13 protein-coding genes and 2 pseudogenes are annotated in these 14,248 nt (G+C 71.8%); 10 read left to right on the forward strand and 5 right to left on the reverse strand.

Annotated elements, in window-relative coordinates; all coding sequences use genetic code 11:
- The first annotated feature begins 3 nt into the window (after positions 1 to 3).
- Together ACH4S9_RS33815 and aroQ are read left to right on the forward strand one after the other, a co-directional pair.
- Complete coding sequence (locus tag ACH4S9_RS33815; protein WP_311723099.1) at positions 4 to 699, forward strand: alpha/beta hydrolase; 696 nt, start codon at positions 4 to 6, stop codon at positions 697 to 699.
- On the forward strand, positions 696 to 1,352 hold the full coding sequence (gene aroQ / locus ACH4S9_RS33820; RefSeq protein ID WP_398375396.1) for a gamma subclass chorismate mutase AroQ: 657 nt from the start codon (positions 696 to 698) through the stop codon (positions 1,350 to 1,352). The genes ACH4S9_RS33815 and aroQ overlap by 4 nt, the downstream gene beginning before the upstream one ends.
- A 130-nt stretch (positions 1,353 to 1,482) precedes the next feature.
- Here aroQ and ACH4S9_RS33825 read toward each other — a convergent pair whose 3' ends face one another.
- Positions 1,483 to 3,126, reverse strand: coding sequence for an acyl-CoA synthetase (locus ACH4S9_RS33825; RefSeq protein WP_398375398.1), 1,644 nt, complete (start codon positions 3,124 to 3,126; stop codon positions 1,483 to 1,485).
- Positions 3,127 to 3,288: 162 nt separating this feature from the next.
- Here ACH4S9_RS33825 and ACH4S9_RS33830 point away from each other — a divergent pair, with 162 nt between their 5' ends.
- The 5 genes from ACH4S9_RS33830 (at position 3,289) to ACH4S9_RS33850 (ending at position 7,847) form a co-directional block, all read left to right on the forward strand.
- A complete protein-coding gene (locus tag ACH4S9_RS33830; protein ID WP_361188833.1) occupies positions 3,289 to 4,095 on the forward strand; it encodes a crotonase/enoyl-CoA hydratase family protein in 807 nt (268 codons plus the stop codon).
- Between the two features lie 175 nt (positions 4,096 to 4,270).
- A complete protein-coding gene (locus tag ACH4S9_RS33835; protein WP_385343623.1) occupies positions 4,271 to 5,215 on the forward strand; it encodes a Zn-ribbon domain-containing OB-fold protein in 945 nt (314 codons plus the stop codon).
- Complete coding sequence (locus ACH4S9_RS33840; protein WP_398375400.1) at positions 5,212 to 6,315, forward strand: thiolase domain-containing protein; 1,104 nt, start codon at positions 5,212 to 5,214, stop codon at positions 6,313 to 6,315. Before ACH4S9_RS33835 ends, ACH4S9_RS33840 begins: the two co-directional genes overlap by 4 nt.
- Positions 6,312 to 7,478 (forward strand): thiolase domain-containing protein, encoded by a 1,167-nt coding sequence (locus tag ACH4S9_RS33845; RefSeq protein ID WP_311723094.1) that lies wholly within the window; start codon positions 6,312 to 6,314, stop codon positions 7,476 to 7,478. The genes ACH4S9_RS33840 and ACH4S9_RS33845 overlap by 4 nt, the downstream gene beginning before the upstream one ends.
- Before the next feature lie 126 nt (positions 7,479 to 7,604).
- Positions 7,605 to 7,847, forward strand: coding sequence for a DUF397 domain-containing protein (locus tag ACH4S9_RS33850; RefSeq protein ID WP_398375402.1), 243 nt, complete (start codon positions 7,605 to 7,607; stop codon positions 7,845 to 7,847).
- A gap of 3 nt (positions 7,848 to 7,850) precedes the next feature.
- Here the strand turns inward: ACH4S9_RS33850 and ACH4S9_RS33855 are convergent, their stop codons facing one another.
- On the reverse strand, positions 7,851 to 10,604 hold the full coding sequence (locus ACH4S9_RS33855; RefSeq protein ID WP_398375404.1) for an ABC transporter substrate-binding protein: 2,754 nt from the start codon (positions 10,602 to 10,604) through the stop codon (positions 7,851 to 7,853).
- A gap of 148 nt (positions 10,605 to 10,752) precedes the next feature.
- Positions 10,753 to 11,481, reverse strand: coding sequence for a leucine-rich repeat domain-containing protein (locus ACH4S9_RS33860; protein WP_398375406.1), 729 nt, complete (start codon positions 11,479 to 11,481; stop codon positions 10,753 to 10,755).
- Between the two features lie 219 nt (positions 11,482 to 11,700).
- Here ACH4S9_RS33860 and ACH4S9_RS33865 point away from each other — a divergent pair.
- Positions 11,701 to 11,754 (forward strand): annotated as a pseudogene (locus ACH4S9_RS33865) (hypothetical protein); the annotation flags it as partial.
- A 47-nt stretch (positions 11,755 to 11,801) separates the two neighbouring features.
- Here the strand turns inward: ACH4S9_RS33865 and ACH4S9_RS33870 are convergent.
- Positions 11,802 to 12,071, reverse strand: a complete 270-nt coding sequence (locus tag ACH4S9_RS33870) for a hypothetical protein (protein ID WP_398375408.1) — start codon at positions 12,069 to 12,071, stop codon at positions 11,802 to 11,804.
- A gap of 44 nt (positions 12,072 to 12,115) precedes the next feature.
- Between ACH4S9_RS33870 and ACH4S9_RS33875 the strand changes: the two genes are divergently transcribed.
- Positions 12,116 to 12,979, forward strand: coding sequence for an RNA-guided endonuclease InsQ/TnpB family protein (locus tag ACH4S9_RS33875; RefSeq protein ID WP_398375410.1), 864 nt, complete (start codon positions 12,116 to 12,118; stop codon positions 12,977 to 12,979).
- A 3-nt stretch (positions 12,980 to 12,982) separates the two neighbouring features.
- Positions 12,983 to 13,078, forward strand: a pseudogene (locus tag ACH4S9_RS33880) (CGNR zinc finger domain-containing protein); the annotation flags it as partial.
- Positions 13,079 to 13,121: 43 nt separating this feature from the next.
- Here the strand turns inward: ACH4S9_RS33880 and ACH4S9_RS33885 are convergent.
- Positions 13,122 to 14,192 carry an isoafricanol synthase gene (locus tag ACH4S9_RS33885; RefSeq protein WP_398375412.1) on the reverse strand — a complete coding sequence of 357 codons (1,071 nt, stop codon included), beginning with the start codon at positions 14,190 to 14,192 and terminating at the stop codon, positions 13,122 to 13,124.
- Positions 14,193 to 14,248: the final 56 nt, after the last annotated feature.

Here is a 14,248-nt window from a genome sequence, read left to right on the forward strand (position 1 = left end):
CGTATGCACACACTTGACACGGTCGAGGTGGCCGGGATCGAACTGGCCTACCGGGTCTGGGGGGAGCGTGCGGCTCCCCCCGTCCTGCTGCTGGCCGGCCTCGGCGGGGACGGCGCCGACTGGCTGGGAATCGCTCCCGAACTCGCGCGCACCCGGTGCGTCTACGCCCTCGATCTGCGCGGCCACGGGGCCAGCGACTGGCCCGGGGACTACGCCCTGGAGCGGGTGAGCGACGACGTCGCCGGCTTTCTCGGGGCCCTCGGCCTGACCCGGGCCTCGGTCGTCGGACACTCCTACGGCGGCGTGGTCGGCTACCTCCTCGCCCAGCGCCACCCCGCCCTCGTCGAGCGGCTGGTGATCGAGGACGCCCCGCCGCTGTGGCCCCAGGACCCGCCGCTGGAGGTGCCCGAGCGCCCGGAGGGGCGGCAGGCCTTCGACTGGGCGGTCAAGACCCAGTTCACCGAGCAGCGCAACGCGCCCGATCCGCGATGGATCGACGGGCTCTCGGCGATCACCGCCCCGACCCTGCTGATCGGCGGCGGCCCGGACAGCCACATCCCACAGGAGCTGCTGGCCGACATGGCCGAGCGGATACCCGACTGCCGCCTGGTCACCATCGACGCAGGACATCTCGTCCACGAGACGCGCCCCGGGGAGTTCCTGGCCGAGGTGCGCCCCTTCCTGGAGGCAGGGGAGTGACGCTGAACGCGACCCTGCGCCACGCGCTGACCGCCGCCGCGGCCCTCGGGCTGCTGGCCACGGCGGCGCCCGGCGCGACCGCGGCTCCGGCCGTCTCCGCCGCCGCTCCGGCCTCGGTTTCCGCGCCGGCGCTTCCGTACGGGCGGCTGCTGCCGATCGCCGACCTGTCCGCCCAGCGACTGCTGACCGCCGATCAGGTGGCGCAGGCGAAGTATCGATATGCGGCTCCGCCGCGCGGGGGCACGGACAGCCCCATCGACGACCCCGAGCGGGAGCGGCAGGTGCTGGAGGCGGTGGCCGAGCAGGCCCGCGCGCTGGGCGCGGACCCGGAGGCCACGGTGCGGATCTTCCGCGACCAGATCGAGGCCAACAAGCTCGTCCAGCGCGGCCTGTACCGCCGTTGGGAGGCCGACCCCACCCAGGCGCCCACCGAGCGCCCCGACCTCTCCAAGGTCCGCCTGGAGATCAACCGGATCAACGGCGAGCTGGTGCGGGCCATCGCGGACTCGGCGCGAGCCAGGGCCGAGCCGTCCTGCGCGGGGTGGCTGACCGTGGCCGCGGTGCGGGTACGCCACGACAGGCGGCTGGACGCGCTGCACACGGTGGCGCTGGAGCGGGCGCTGCGGTCGGTGTGCGCGCCGAACGGAACCTGACCGCGGCGGCCTCCCGCGCGGATCCGGGGGCCGCACCTCGACCGCCTCGCCGCCGTACGCCTCCGGGCCGCGCACCTCGCCCCGGGCACGGGGAGTACGGTGTCGCGCCCGGTGGCTACCGCCGGCGCGGTCAGGAGTCGGCCGGGGCGTTCGCCGCGATGTCCCTCGCCCAGCGGTAGTCCGCCTTGCCGCTGGGCGAGCGCTGGATGTGGTCGCTGAAGACGACCGTACGCGGGATCTTGTAGCCCGCAAGCCGGTCGCGGCAGTGTGCCCGTACGGCGTCGGCCGTGAGCCGGTCCGCCCCCTGGCGGGGCTGGACGACGGCCGCGACGCGGCTGCCCCAGCGCTCGTCCGGCACGCCCGCCACCAGCGCGTCGTACACATCCGGATGGGCCTTGAGCGCCTGCTCGACCTCCTCCGGATAGACCTTCTCGCCGCCGGTGTTGATGCACTGCGAGCCGCGCCCGAGCACCGTGATCACGCCGTCCTCGTCGACCGTGCCCATGTCGCCGAGCAGCACCCAGCGCGCGCCGTCCGCCTCGAAGAACGTCTCGGCGGTTTTCTTCGGGTCGTTGTAGTAGCCGAGCGGCACATGGCCGCGCTGGGCGATGCGGCCGGGTTCACCGGGCGCCACGGGCCGGTGGGTGGCCGGATCGATCACCGAGGTACGGGTGTTGACCCGCAGCCGGAACCCCTTCTCGGGGCCCGCGTCCTCGGTGGCGGTGCCGTTGAAACCGGACTCCGAGGAGCCGAAGTTGTTCAGCAGCATGGTGTGCGGCGCCAGCTCCGAGAACTGGTCCCGCACGGTGTCCGACAGGACCGCGCCGGAGCTGCTGACGCTGAACAGCGAGGAGCAGTCGGTGCCCTTGAGGGGGCCGGTCAGGGCGTCCACCAGCGGGCGCAGCATCGCGTCGCCGACCAGTGAGACGCTGGTGACCTTCTCCTTCTCGATCGTGCGCAGTACGTCTTCGGGCGCGAACTTACGGTGGATGACCACCTTCTGGCCGAAGTTGAAGCCGATGAAGGCCGTGAGCGTGGAGGTGCCGTGCATCAGCGGCGGGGTGGGGAAGAACACCAGTCCCTCGCCGCCCGCCGCCACCCGCTCGGCCAGCTCCTCGGGCCTGCCGACCGGCTCGCCGGTGGGCGAGCCGCCGCCGAGCCCGGAGAAGAACAGGTCCTCCTGCCGCCACATCACGCCCTTGGGCATGCCCGTGGTGCCACCGGTGTAGATGATGAACCGGTCGTCGGCGGAGCGCGCCGGGAAGTCGCGCTCGGGCGAGCCCGAGGCCTCGGCCTCCTCGAAGGACACGGGCGCGGGGTCCGGGACGGGGCCGTCCCCGGCCGGGGCATTGGCCCGGCCGACCCGCACGAGATGGCGCAGGGTGTCGGTGCGGGGGAGCGCGGCGGCCACCCGGTCGCCGAACTCGGCGTCGTACACCAGTGCCGCCAGGTCGGCGTCCCGGTAGAGATAGACCAACTCGTCTTCCACGTAGCGGTAGTTGACGTTCACCGGCACGGCCCGGATCTTCAGACAGGCGAGTGAGGTCTGGAGGTATTCGACGCCGTTGTACAGATGCAGGCCGACGTGTTCGCCCGGCGCGATGCCGGCGGTGTCCCGCAGATGGTGGGCGAGCCGGTTGGCGGCCGCGTCCAGCTGGGCGTAGGTCAGCCGCCGCTCGGCCCCGGTGCCGGGGTGGTCGATGTACACCAGCGCCTCTCTGTCGGGCACCGTGTCGACGATCGACTCGAACAGGTCGGCAAGGTTGTACTCCACGGCTCCTCCTGACCTGACATCGGGCGGCATGGCGGTCATTGGAGCGCCGTCCGGAAGAGATGTGAAGGCACATGGCCAATAAATCTGACTGGGCATCAGATTTCTCTTGAAGTCGCCCCGCGGCTCCTGCAACCTGTTCTAGGTCGAGACGGGAGGACTGCCGTGACAAGCGGGACCGAACATCTGACGGTGGAGCGCGCCGGCGCGACGCTGGTGCTCACCCTGAACCGTCCGGAGGCCAAGAACGCGCTCTCGCTGCCGATGCTGGTCGGCCTCCACGACGGCTGGGCCCAGGCCGACGCGGACGACGACATCAGGTCGGTGGTGCTCACCGGGGCCGGCGGGTCCTTCTGCGCGGGCATGGACCTCAAGGCCCTCGCGGGCGGCGGCGGGATGGCCGGAGAGCACTACCGGGACCGCCTCAAGGCCGACCCCGACCTGCACTGGAAGGCCATGCTCCGGCACCACCGGCCGCGCAAGCCGGTGATCGCCGCCGTCGAGGGACACTGCGTGGCGGGCGGCACGGAGATCCTCCAGGGCACCGACATCCGCGTCGCCGGGCGCGGCGCCACCTTCGGGCTCTTCGAGGTCAGGCGCGGGCTGTTCCCCATCGGCGGCTCCACGGTCCGCCTCGCCCGCCAGGTGCCCCGCACCCACGCGCTGGAGATGCTGCTGACCGGCCGCCCGTACACCGCCGAGGAGGCCGAGCGGATCGGGCTGATCGGCCGGGTCGTGCCCGACGGCACCGCCCTTCGGACGGCCCTGGACATCGCCGAGCTGATCAACGCCAATGGCCCCCTCGCCGTCGAGGCCGTCAAGGCGTCCGTCTACGAGACGGCGGAGCTGACCGAAGCCGACGGCCTGAAGTCCGAACTCGAACGCGGCTGGCCCATCTTCGCCACCGCCGACGCGAAGGAGGGCTCCAAGGCCTTCGCGGAGAAGCGACCGCCGGTCTACCGACGGGCCTGAGCACCCATGCCGCGCGGCGAGTGAGCCGAAGGGGCGCGGCCGCTGTCGAAAGGGAGAGCGCGCGGAGGCCGCGAGGTACGAGCGGCTGAGCACGGTCGACCGTCGACAGGGGCTGTAGCGCCCCGGGCGAACGAGCCTGGAAACAGAGGAGAGGCACACCATGACACCGGCTCCCATGCCCGAGGTGCTTTCCGCCCCTCTGGTTGTCGAGTTCCCCTTCACCCGCTCCCTCGGCCCCGTCCAGAGCGCGTTTCTGACCGGACTGCGCGAACGCGCCGTGCTCGGCGTACGGACCGCCGACGGCCGGGTGCTGGTACCCCCCGTCGAGTACGACCCCGTCACCGCCGAGGAGATCCGCGACCTCGTCGAGGTCGCCGCCACCGGCACCGTCACCACCTGGGCCTGGAACCCCGCGCCGCGCCGCGGACAGCCCCTCACCACCCCCTTCGCCTGGGTGCTGGTGCGGCTCGACGGCGCCGACACCGCCCTCCTCCACGCCCTCGACGCACCCGGCCCCGAGGCCGTCCGCACCGGCCTGCGGGTGCGCGTCCGCTGGGCGCCGGAGCGCACCGGCGCCATCACCGACATCGCCTGCTTCGAGCCGTACGAGAGCGAGCCCGACCCGCGAACCACCCCGCACGGCGGCGAGTTCACCGACCCCGTCCAGGGGATCGTGGCGCCCGCCCGCCTGGACTACGTGTACTCGCCCGGCCGCGCCCAGTCCCGCTATATCGCCGCCCTCTCCGGCCGGCGGACCGTGGGGGAGCGCTGCCCAACCTGCCGCAAGGTGTATGTCCCGCCCCGCGGCGCCTGCCCCACCTGCGGCGTCGCGACCGACGAACAGGTCGAGGTCGGCCCGCGCGGCACCGTCACCACCTACTGCATCGTCAACATCAAGGCGAAGAACCTCGAGATCGAGGTGCCGTACGTCTACGCGCACATCGCCCTGGACGGCGCCGACCTCGCCCTCCACGGCCGCATCGGCGGCATCCCCTACGACCAGGTCCGGATGGGGCTGCGCGTCGAGCCGGTGTGGACCGAGGGCGGGCGCTACCCCGACCACTACCGCCCCACCGGCGAGCCCGACGCGGACTACGACACCTACAAGGAGCTGCTGTGAACCCGAGGCCCGTCGCCATCGTGGCGTTCGCACAGACCCGCCACCGGCGCCGATCCGCCGAGCTGTCCGAGGTCGAGATGCTGATGCCGGTCCTGCACGAGGTGCTCGGCGCGGTCGGCCTGCGCGCCGGCGAGATCGGCTTCACCTGCTCCGGCTCCTCCGACTATCTCGCCGGCCGAGCCTTCTCCTTCACCATGGCACTGGACGGCGTCGGCGCCTCGCCGCCCATTTCCGAGTCGCATGTGGAGATGGACGGCGCCTGGGCGCTGTACGAGGCGTGGGTCAAGCTGCTGGCCGGAGAGGCCGAGACGGCGCTCGTCTACTCCTACGGCAAGTCCTCGCCCGGAGAGCTGCGCGACGTCCTGACCCGCCAGCTCGACCCCTACTACCTTGCCCCGCTGTGGCCGGACCCGGTGTCCCTGGCCGCCCTCCAGGCCCAGGCGCTCATCGACGAGGGAGCCACCGACGAGCGAGCCCTCGCCGGGGTCGCCGCGCGCAACCGCGGCGCGGCCGAGCACAACCCGCACGCCCAACTGACCGGCTCCGCGGCCCCGGACGCGCTGCTGGCGGACCCCTACCTGGTGCGGCCGCTGCGCCGCCACGACTGCCCGCCCATCGGCGACGGCGCGGCCGCCGTCGTCCTCGCCGCCGGTGACACCGCGCGCCGGCTCTGCCGCCGCCCCGCGTGGATCCGCGGCATGGACCACCGCATCGAGGCGCACGCACTGGGCGTACGGGACCTCACCCGCTCTCCCTCGACCCGGCTCGCCGCGCGCAACGCCGGTCTGTTCGACGACGACGCCGCGCCCGTCGACACCGCGGAACTGCACGCGCCCTTCACCTCGCAGGAGGTGATCCTGCGCCGCGAGCTGGGGCTGGACGAGGGCGTACGCGTCAATCCGTCCGGCGGCGCGCTCGCCGCCAACCCCATGATGGCCGCCGGGCTGATCCGCCTCGGCGAGGCCGCGGCCCGCATCCACCGCGGCGAGTCCGACCGGGCCGTCGCACACGCCACCTCCGGGCCGTGTCTCCAGCAGAACCTGGTGGCGGTCCTGGAAGGAGAACGGGACGGGCAATCGGAAGGGGACCAGGCATCATGAGCAAGGAGCCCATCGCCGTCGTCGGGGTCGGCCAGACCAAGCACACCGCCGCCCGCCGGGATGTGTCGATCGCCGGGCTGGTCCGCGAGGCGGCCGTGCGCGCCCTCGAGGACGCCCAGCTGACCTGGGCGGACATCGACGCCGTGGTCATCGGCAAGGCGCCCGACTTCTTCGAGGGCGTGATGATGCCCGAGCTCTATCTCGCCGACGCGCTCGGCGCGGTCGGCAAGCCGATGCTGCGGGTGCACACCGCGGGCTCGGTCGGTGGCTCCACCGCGCTGGTCGCCGCGAACCTGGTGGCCGCCCGCGTCCACCGCACCGTCCTCACTCTCGCCTTCGAGAAGCAGTCCGAGTCCAACGCCATGTGGGGGCTCTCCCTGCCCGTCCCCTTCCAACAGCCGCTGCTGGCCGGGGCGGGCGGCTTCTTCGCCCCCCACGTCCGGGCCTATATGCGGCGGACCGGCGCCCCGGCCGCCATCGGATCGCTCGTCGCGTACAAGGACCGCCGCAACGCCCTGCGCAACCCCTACGCCCATCTCCACGAGAAGGATCTGACTCTGGAGAAGGTGCAGTCCTCACCGATGCTGTGGGACCCCATCCGCTACTCGGAGACCTGCCCGTCCTCCGACGGCGCCTGCGCCATGGTGCTCACCGACCGGGCCGGCGCGGCGCGGGCGCCCGCCCCGCCCGCCTGGGTGCACGGCGGCGCCATGCGCAGCGAGCCGACGCTCTTCGCGGGCAAGGACTGCGTCTCGCCGCGGGCCGGGCAGGACTGCGCGGCCGACGTCTACCGGCAGGCCGGGATCACCGACCCGCGCCGGGAGATCGACGCGGTGGAGATGTATGTGCCGTTCAGCTGGTACGAGCCGATGTGGCTGGAGAACCTGGGGTTCGCCGCCGAGGGCGAGGGCTGGAAGCTCACCGAGTCGGGGGTGACCGAGATCGACGGAGACCTGCCGGTCAACCCGTCGGGCGGGGTGCTGTCCACCAACCCCATCGGCGCCTCCGGGATGATCCGCTTCGCCGAGGCCGCGCTCCAGGTGCGCGGGCAGGCGGGCGAGCACCAGGTGGAGGGGGCGCGCAAGGCGCTCGGCCACGCCTACGGCGGAGGGTCGCAGTTCTTCTCGATGTGGCTGGTGGGGGCCGAGCCCCCGACCGGCTGACCGCGCCCCGGACCGCCCCCGCCGTACGTCCGCGTGTGCGGTGCCGTCCTTCTTTCGCGGCCTGTGCGGCACCGGCCGCGATCGCTAGGGTGGAGCCGGGACGACGACCTGGGAGGAGCCAACCACGTGGCCGACACCACCACCGAACAGCCCTGGGCAGCCACTGCCGAGAAGCCCGACCTCGACCTCACCGCCGCGCAGTGGAGGTCGAGCAGCCAGGGAGTGGGCGATGTCGAGATCGCCTTCGTCGAGGGCTATATCGCCATGCGCCACCGCCGTCGGCCGCAGGATCCGGCCCTGATCTTCTCTCCCGCCGAGTGGCGCGCCTTCGTCATCGGCGCGCGCGCCGGCGAGTTCGACCTGACCTGACGCTCAGGGGGTGGGTTCCGGGCAGGCGTACTGCCCGCCCGGGCCCCACGTCCGCCGGATGTCGGTCGCGGTGACCGCCCCGCACAGCAGCGTGGTCTCTACGGTGCCCGAGGGCTTGCCGTGGAGGATGGCCACCAGCCTGTCCGCGGTCAGCCGCCCGCCGCCGTTCACCCCATGAGCGTCGATACGGCCCGTCGCGCCGCTGAAGCCGCCGCGCCCCAGGCCCTGGTAGAGCACGGCCTGGACCAGCGCCCGCTCGAGCCGGGCGTCCTGCTTGCCGGTGCCCACCCAGGCCTCGTCGACGGCTTGCGAGAGATAGCCCAGGGCGTCCCAGGCCAGCGGGGCGTGTCCGTCCAGCCGCATCGCCTCGCTCGGGGCGCCGGGCTTGTCGCCGAACTTCGCGTCGTAGGCCTCGAGAAAGGCCTGGGCGTTCTGTCCGCTCACCCGCGAGGGTTCGCCGAGCGAGACGTAGTACAGGTTCAGGTTGGGGAAGGCCGTCCACGGACCGCGGTTCTGGAGGAGCGTGTTGGTGACGTCGTCGTCGCCGAGCACGCTGAGTTTTGGACAACTGTCCGCCACCCGCCTGAACTCGGCCAGGAAGTTGCTGAACTGGCCGGCCCGGGCGGTCCACACCAGCGCCGTCCGCTGCTCGCCGCCGCCGACCGCCTCGCACACCCGCTCCGCCGCTTCCCCCACGGTGGCGACCGGCCGCCCGGCCAGGGCGCCGTGCTGGTTGCTCCCCCCGGACCCCAGGAGCAGCACCTCCAGAGGATCCTGCCGGTAGGCGGCGCGGAACGCCCGGGCCAGGCCGTCGCTGTACGGGTCGGAGGGGTCGGCGACCATGACGGCCCGCTCGGCCGGTACGGCCTTGCCGTCCGGCAGGGCCACCAGCGAGGCATGCTGCAAGAAGGCCACCATGACCTGCGCGCTGCGGGAGTCGACCGGCGCCATCTGGTAGTAGTGCGGGCCATAGGCCAGCAGCGCGTCAGCCGTGCCGGAGGTCCCGACCATAGGAATGCCGGCGTCGTTCAGCTTGCGGATCGCGGTGTAGGTGGCGCGCCGACTCTGCCCGAACCCGACCACACCGACGATCGACGGATCGCGCCGGGCCAGTTGGACGACGGAGTCCGCGACGGCCGGGGCGTCCTCGTACAGATGCCCGACGTTGGCCACCAGCACCCGCAGCGGCACGCGGTCATCCGCCTTCAGCGCCAGGTTGTTGATGTGCTCCTGGGCGAGCGCGACGCCCAGCAACTCGGGCAGCGTGCCGCCGCGGGCCGGGTCTTCGGCCCCCTCACCGCCGGAGAACGGACCGAGGTAGACCACGGTGCGGTAGTGGGGCCGCCCGGGCTCCAGGTGCCGCATCGCGGCGTCGACCACGCTGTTCTGCCGGTCGATCTGCTCCAGCACCGCGGTGACCTGTCCCTCACTGCCCTTCGCGAACTGCGCCTTGCCCTCGCGGACTCCCACGCACTGGCCGTCCTGTCCCAGGAAGGTCTGACCCGCACAGCTGTCCCGGCCCCCGCCCACCGGCCCGTGGAGCAGCCCGGCCACGGCCGCGAGCGCGGCCAGCACGGCCACCGCCACCCCCACGAGCTCGGCGCGCGGGCCCCACCGGCGTGAGGGCACGAACAGGGTGGGTCGGCGGCCGAGCCAGTACGAGGCGCGCTCGTCGTCCTCCGGTCCCTCGCTCACCGGGACGACGATGCCGGTGGGCTGCCCCGCCCGCATGCCCTGCTGTTCGACCAGCGTCAACTCGGCGCCCGCGTGGGCGAGATCGGCTGGCTCGATGTCAGGGATCCGCGAGGCCAGCGACCGCGTCCCGGCCGCGATCGCGATGACCGACGTACAGCGCAGATCCTCGACCGCCGACCGCAGCTCGCGCAGAAACCGCTGGACCCGGGAGTCGAGCTCCCCGGCCTCCTCGAACAGCAGCACGAAACGGGTGGTCCGGCGCATCCGCCAGGGGTTGAAGCGGCGCTTGCGCACCGCCCCGTCCAGATCGGCCAGCAACGCGTGCGTCAGCACCCGGTCGAGCCGCTCGGGATCACTGCCCTCCCCGCCGGGGACATGGTCGAGCGCCGAGCGGAAGAAGTCGGTCGGCGGCGTGCCGTGCTGCCGCCGTGCCCATTCCGCGTACCAGCGGCGGTGCCGGCCGCGGCCGAGCATCCGGCGTGAGGCGCGGACCCCGAACAGCCAGCGCGGCAGCTTCTGGAACAGCGGGCCGGCGACGAAATTCCACAGCAGCTCCAGGAGGGTGCCGCCGCTGGCCTGGTCCCGGCCGCCCACCGTCCACAGCGCACTGGCCGTCCGCGACCAGCGGCGGTGCTCTTCGTAGCAGTGGTCGCGCAGTTCCCGGTGGCGGTATTCGACCGGCCCGTCGATGGCAGGGGCCGTCACCACCGAGTGCAGCAGACGGTAGCCCGGCAGCCGCAGCCGGCCGGTGTCCGCGGGCATGAACTCGGCCAGTTGCAGCGCGATCTGCTCGAAGAGCTCCAGCGGCGGCGCATCGGTCCCGGCGGGTTGCCCGGGTATATACGCATGCGCTGCCAGTACTTCAGTGCGCCCCCGCAGCCGCGCGCGCAGCCCTCGTACGATCCGCTGCCCGGCCCGCCCGGTCCCGGCCTCGCTCAGCAGGACCACCGGCACTCTGCTGCGGCGGCGCCGTGGCTGGGTGACCAGCTTGTCGAACGCCTCGACGAAGCGCTCGACCCCCGGATACGCCGGTATTCGGCCATGAGGATCCCCCGTTGTCATCCCTCTGTCCCCCGCCCCCTGTCGCACCGGCCCGCCGTACGGGCCACTTGGAGCCATGGTTATCCCCCAGATGAGTCCGGGGCATGCGGTCTGGGTAGGCATGCGTCCGGACGGGACAGGGACGAGGGCGGGGGCGAGCGGCCTCTGGCTAGGTGAGCACGGCGCAGCCCCTTCTCCTGAGCGCCTGTAGTGGCCACAGCTCGTCTCCTCGCTCCTCGAAGCCGTTCCATCGCAGATCGAGCTTCTCCAGGGACGGCAGCTCCGCGATCCAGTCCGGAATCCCATGCAGCTGGTTGCTCCGCAGGTCGAGATGGCGCAGCAGCGGCAGTGCGCGCAGTGGCTCGGGCACCGACTCCAGCGCGTTGTCCCGCAGTTCGAGGTGGCGCAGCTGTGTGAGCGCGGAGAAGGCGGCGGGCAGGGACCCGATGCGATTGCCGCGCAGCCACAGCTCCCGCAGCCGCCCGAGCCGCCCGATCGACTCGGGCAGCCCGGCCAGCTCGTTGTGCTGCGCCCGCAGCTCCACCAGCCCGGCCATGTCGCCGATCTCCGGCGGCAGTTCGCCGATCCGGTTCTCGCCGACGTTGAGGTACGCCAGCTCGTCCAGCCGGCCGAGCTCGGGCGGCAGCCGGGTCAGCCGGTTGTCGTGCAGATACAGATACCGGGTCAGGCCCCGCAGTTCGCCGAGCTCTCCGGGTGCTTGGGCGAGTTGGTTGTGGCCCAGGTCGAGCGTGTGCAGCCGCTGGAGGCGGCCGATGTCCGGGGAGAGGCGGGTGAGCCCGTTGTCCGCGAGGATCAGCACTCGCAGCCCGGTGCGCTCCCACACGTCCTCGGGGACCTCGCCGAGGCCTGCCTTCCAGAGGTTGACTACATCCGTCATGAGGGCGAACTCTATGGGCTGCCCGGACATGGCCAGGGCCGTGTCCGCATCTCCTCCGTGTGCGCGTCGGATCCGCGCAGGTGAACACCTTGTGCGAGCACTTCGTCACGAAAACCACATGTGCGTGCAAGAGAAGGGACAATGTCCGCCCGTTCCGATCGATCCATATTCGGACATAAGCCAAACAGTACGGTGATCGGTATGAAGCTCCGGTACAACATGCGCGTGTACCCGAGCGCTTTTCAGCGCAGCAGTCTGGCGCGGGCGTTCGGGAGCGCTCGCGTCGTATGGAACGACGCCCTGCGCGTCCGGCGTGAGGCCTACGCCAAGGGCCTGCCGCGCTTGGCGGCGGCCGAGCTGTCGAAGCGGGTCATCACCGAGGCGAAGAAGACCCCGGAGCGGGCCTGGCTCGGCGAGGTGTCAGCCGTGGTGCTCCAGCAGTCCTTGCGCGACCTGGAGGCCGCGTACAGCAACTTCTTCGCTTCGAAAAACGGCGCCCGCAAGGGGCCGATGATGGGCCCGCCGAAGAAGAAGAGGAAGACTGCCCGGCAGGCGATCCGGTTCACCGCGAACGCCCGCTGGCGCAACACCGGAAGGCGGGAAGCTGCGGCTGCCGAAGATCGGCGACATCGAGGTGCGCTGGTCCCGCGAGTTGCCCTGCGAACCCTCCAGCGTGACGATCGTCAAGGACTCGTCCGACAGGTATTTTGCCAGCCTTGTCGTCGAGGTAGAGGACAAGCCCTGGCCCGAGCTGGATGTGGAAGAGACGGACACAGGGATCGACCTGGGCCTGTCCTCCTACGCTGTGCTGCGCGGCCGGAAGATCTCCTCTCCGAAGTTCTTCCGACGCCAGGAACGCAAACTCAGGCGGGCCCATCGGGCCCTGTCCCGCAAGCAGAAGGGATCGAACAACCGGCGCAAGATCAAGCGGGCCGTCGCCAGGATCCATGCCCGCATCGCCGACCGGCGGCGCGACTTCATCGAGCAGGAGACCACCCGCATCGTCCGCGAGAGCCAAGCGGTCTATGTGGAGGACCTGAATGTAAAGGGCATGGCCACCCGGCGCGGCAGACTCGGCAAGAGCGTCCACGATCATTCCCTCGGCACCTTCGCCCGCACCCTCGAAGCCAAGTGTGCACGGTACGGGCGGACCTTCGTCACGATCGATCGGTGGTTCCCTTCCACCCAGCTGTGCTCCCACCCCGGGTGCGGTCGCCTTAGCGGTCCCAAGGGCCGCGAAGACCTGAGCATCCGTGTGTGGACGTGCACAGGTTGCGGAACCCGGCACGACCGGGACGAGAACGCCGAGGTCAACATACGCGCCGCTGGACGGAAACGCGCCGCTGAAATGCGGCGCGAGGCGGAGCGTCAAAACGCCTGTGGAGAGCACGTCAGACCCCGCACGTCGGGGCAGCGCTCGCCGAAGCAGGAACCCACCCGAAGCCCCGCTGTTGTACGCGGCGGGGCAGGCGGGAATCACCCACGTCCACGTGGGTGAGGACGTCAATTCGTCAAGGACCATCCCCGGCAGGAATGGTGCAAGCCGTCCTGCGGCAACCGCGCCCGCGTCGCCCGCCACCACCGGACCGAGTCCTGACTGGGCTGGAGTGATCCCGCCTGGCGCCGAAACGATCCGGCCGTCAGGGCGCCGTTGTCGCATACGGGGCGAGGCCCGCCCATGGCCGCTGCCGCCCGCTGCTCACCGCCGCGATGCCACGCTCGTCGTACCGGGCGGTCTCGAACGACCAGGCGAGATTGCCCCGCATCACATGCCGCATGCCGTCCACATAGTGCGCGACATGCCGCAGGGTGTCCGCCCCGGCCCCCGCGAGCAGCGCGGGCAGCCGCGCTGCGGTGTCCTCGAACCACCGGTAGCGGGCGTCGGCGAGGCGGGCGATATGGCGTACCGCCTCCTCCAGGGTGCCGCCCGCGAGCTCCCGCTGGACCAGCACGCTGTTGTGGACGTCCCCGGCGGCCAACTCCTTGGCCAGGGAGACGATGTCATTGGTGAAGACCACCACGTCGTCGGTGGCCTTCCGCAGCTGCGCGAGCGGGAAACCGCCGTGCACCGCCTCCGGCAGGGCGTATCCGCCGAAGCGCTCGTTGAGGTCCAGACACGGCTGCACGCCGATCGAGTGGCGGCGCAGGGCGACCACCGCCTCCACCGAGCGCGGGCGGCTCCCGGTGCGGCCGAGCGCCTCGCGGTGGTAGGAGAGCAGATACTCCGTCCAGTGACGGCGGAAGCGGTCCCGCCACACCCGTGGCATTCCGTGGTGGATGCGCCGCCACAGGTCGCGGAAGCTCTCGACGAGAGGGCCGCCGGGGGTGTGCTCCGCAGCCGTCCCGGCTGGGTCCTCCGGCTCCTCCGTCACCCGGAAGACGGCGTCCACCAGCCGTGACACCTCCTGGGGCCGGCACCCCAGCTCCCCGTCGAACTGGTCGTCGAAGACGAAGTACCACCCGCACAGATCATTGCCCAGCGCGAGGTCGGAACCCGTCTCCCCGGGGTAGAAGTGCGCCGCCAGCAGATCGAACCGCAGGGCGTCGTATTCCGCCACCGACTCGTCCCCCTGGAACACGCCGTACCGCGACAGCCACCGGATGGTGTGCCGCCGCGCGGCCTCGGCGTCGGGGCTGATCCGGTCGGAGGCCGGGAAGCCGAAGAGCGCCGCCGGCCCGGTGGTCGCTGGTGGTGAACCTGCCTTGTCCATGGTCCGTATCCGCCCTCTCAGGACACACGGGACCGCGCCGGCGCCTGGGACCGGCC

The sequence above is a fragment of the Streptomyces sp. NPDC021225 genome (assembly GCF_044332865.1).
Classification (GTDB): Bacteria; Actinomycetota; Actinomycetes; order Streptomycetales; family Streptomycetaceae; genus Streptomyces.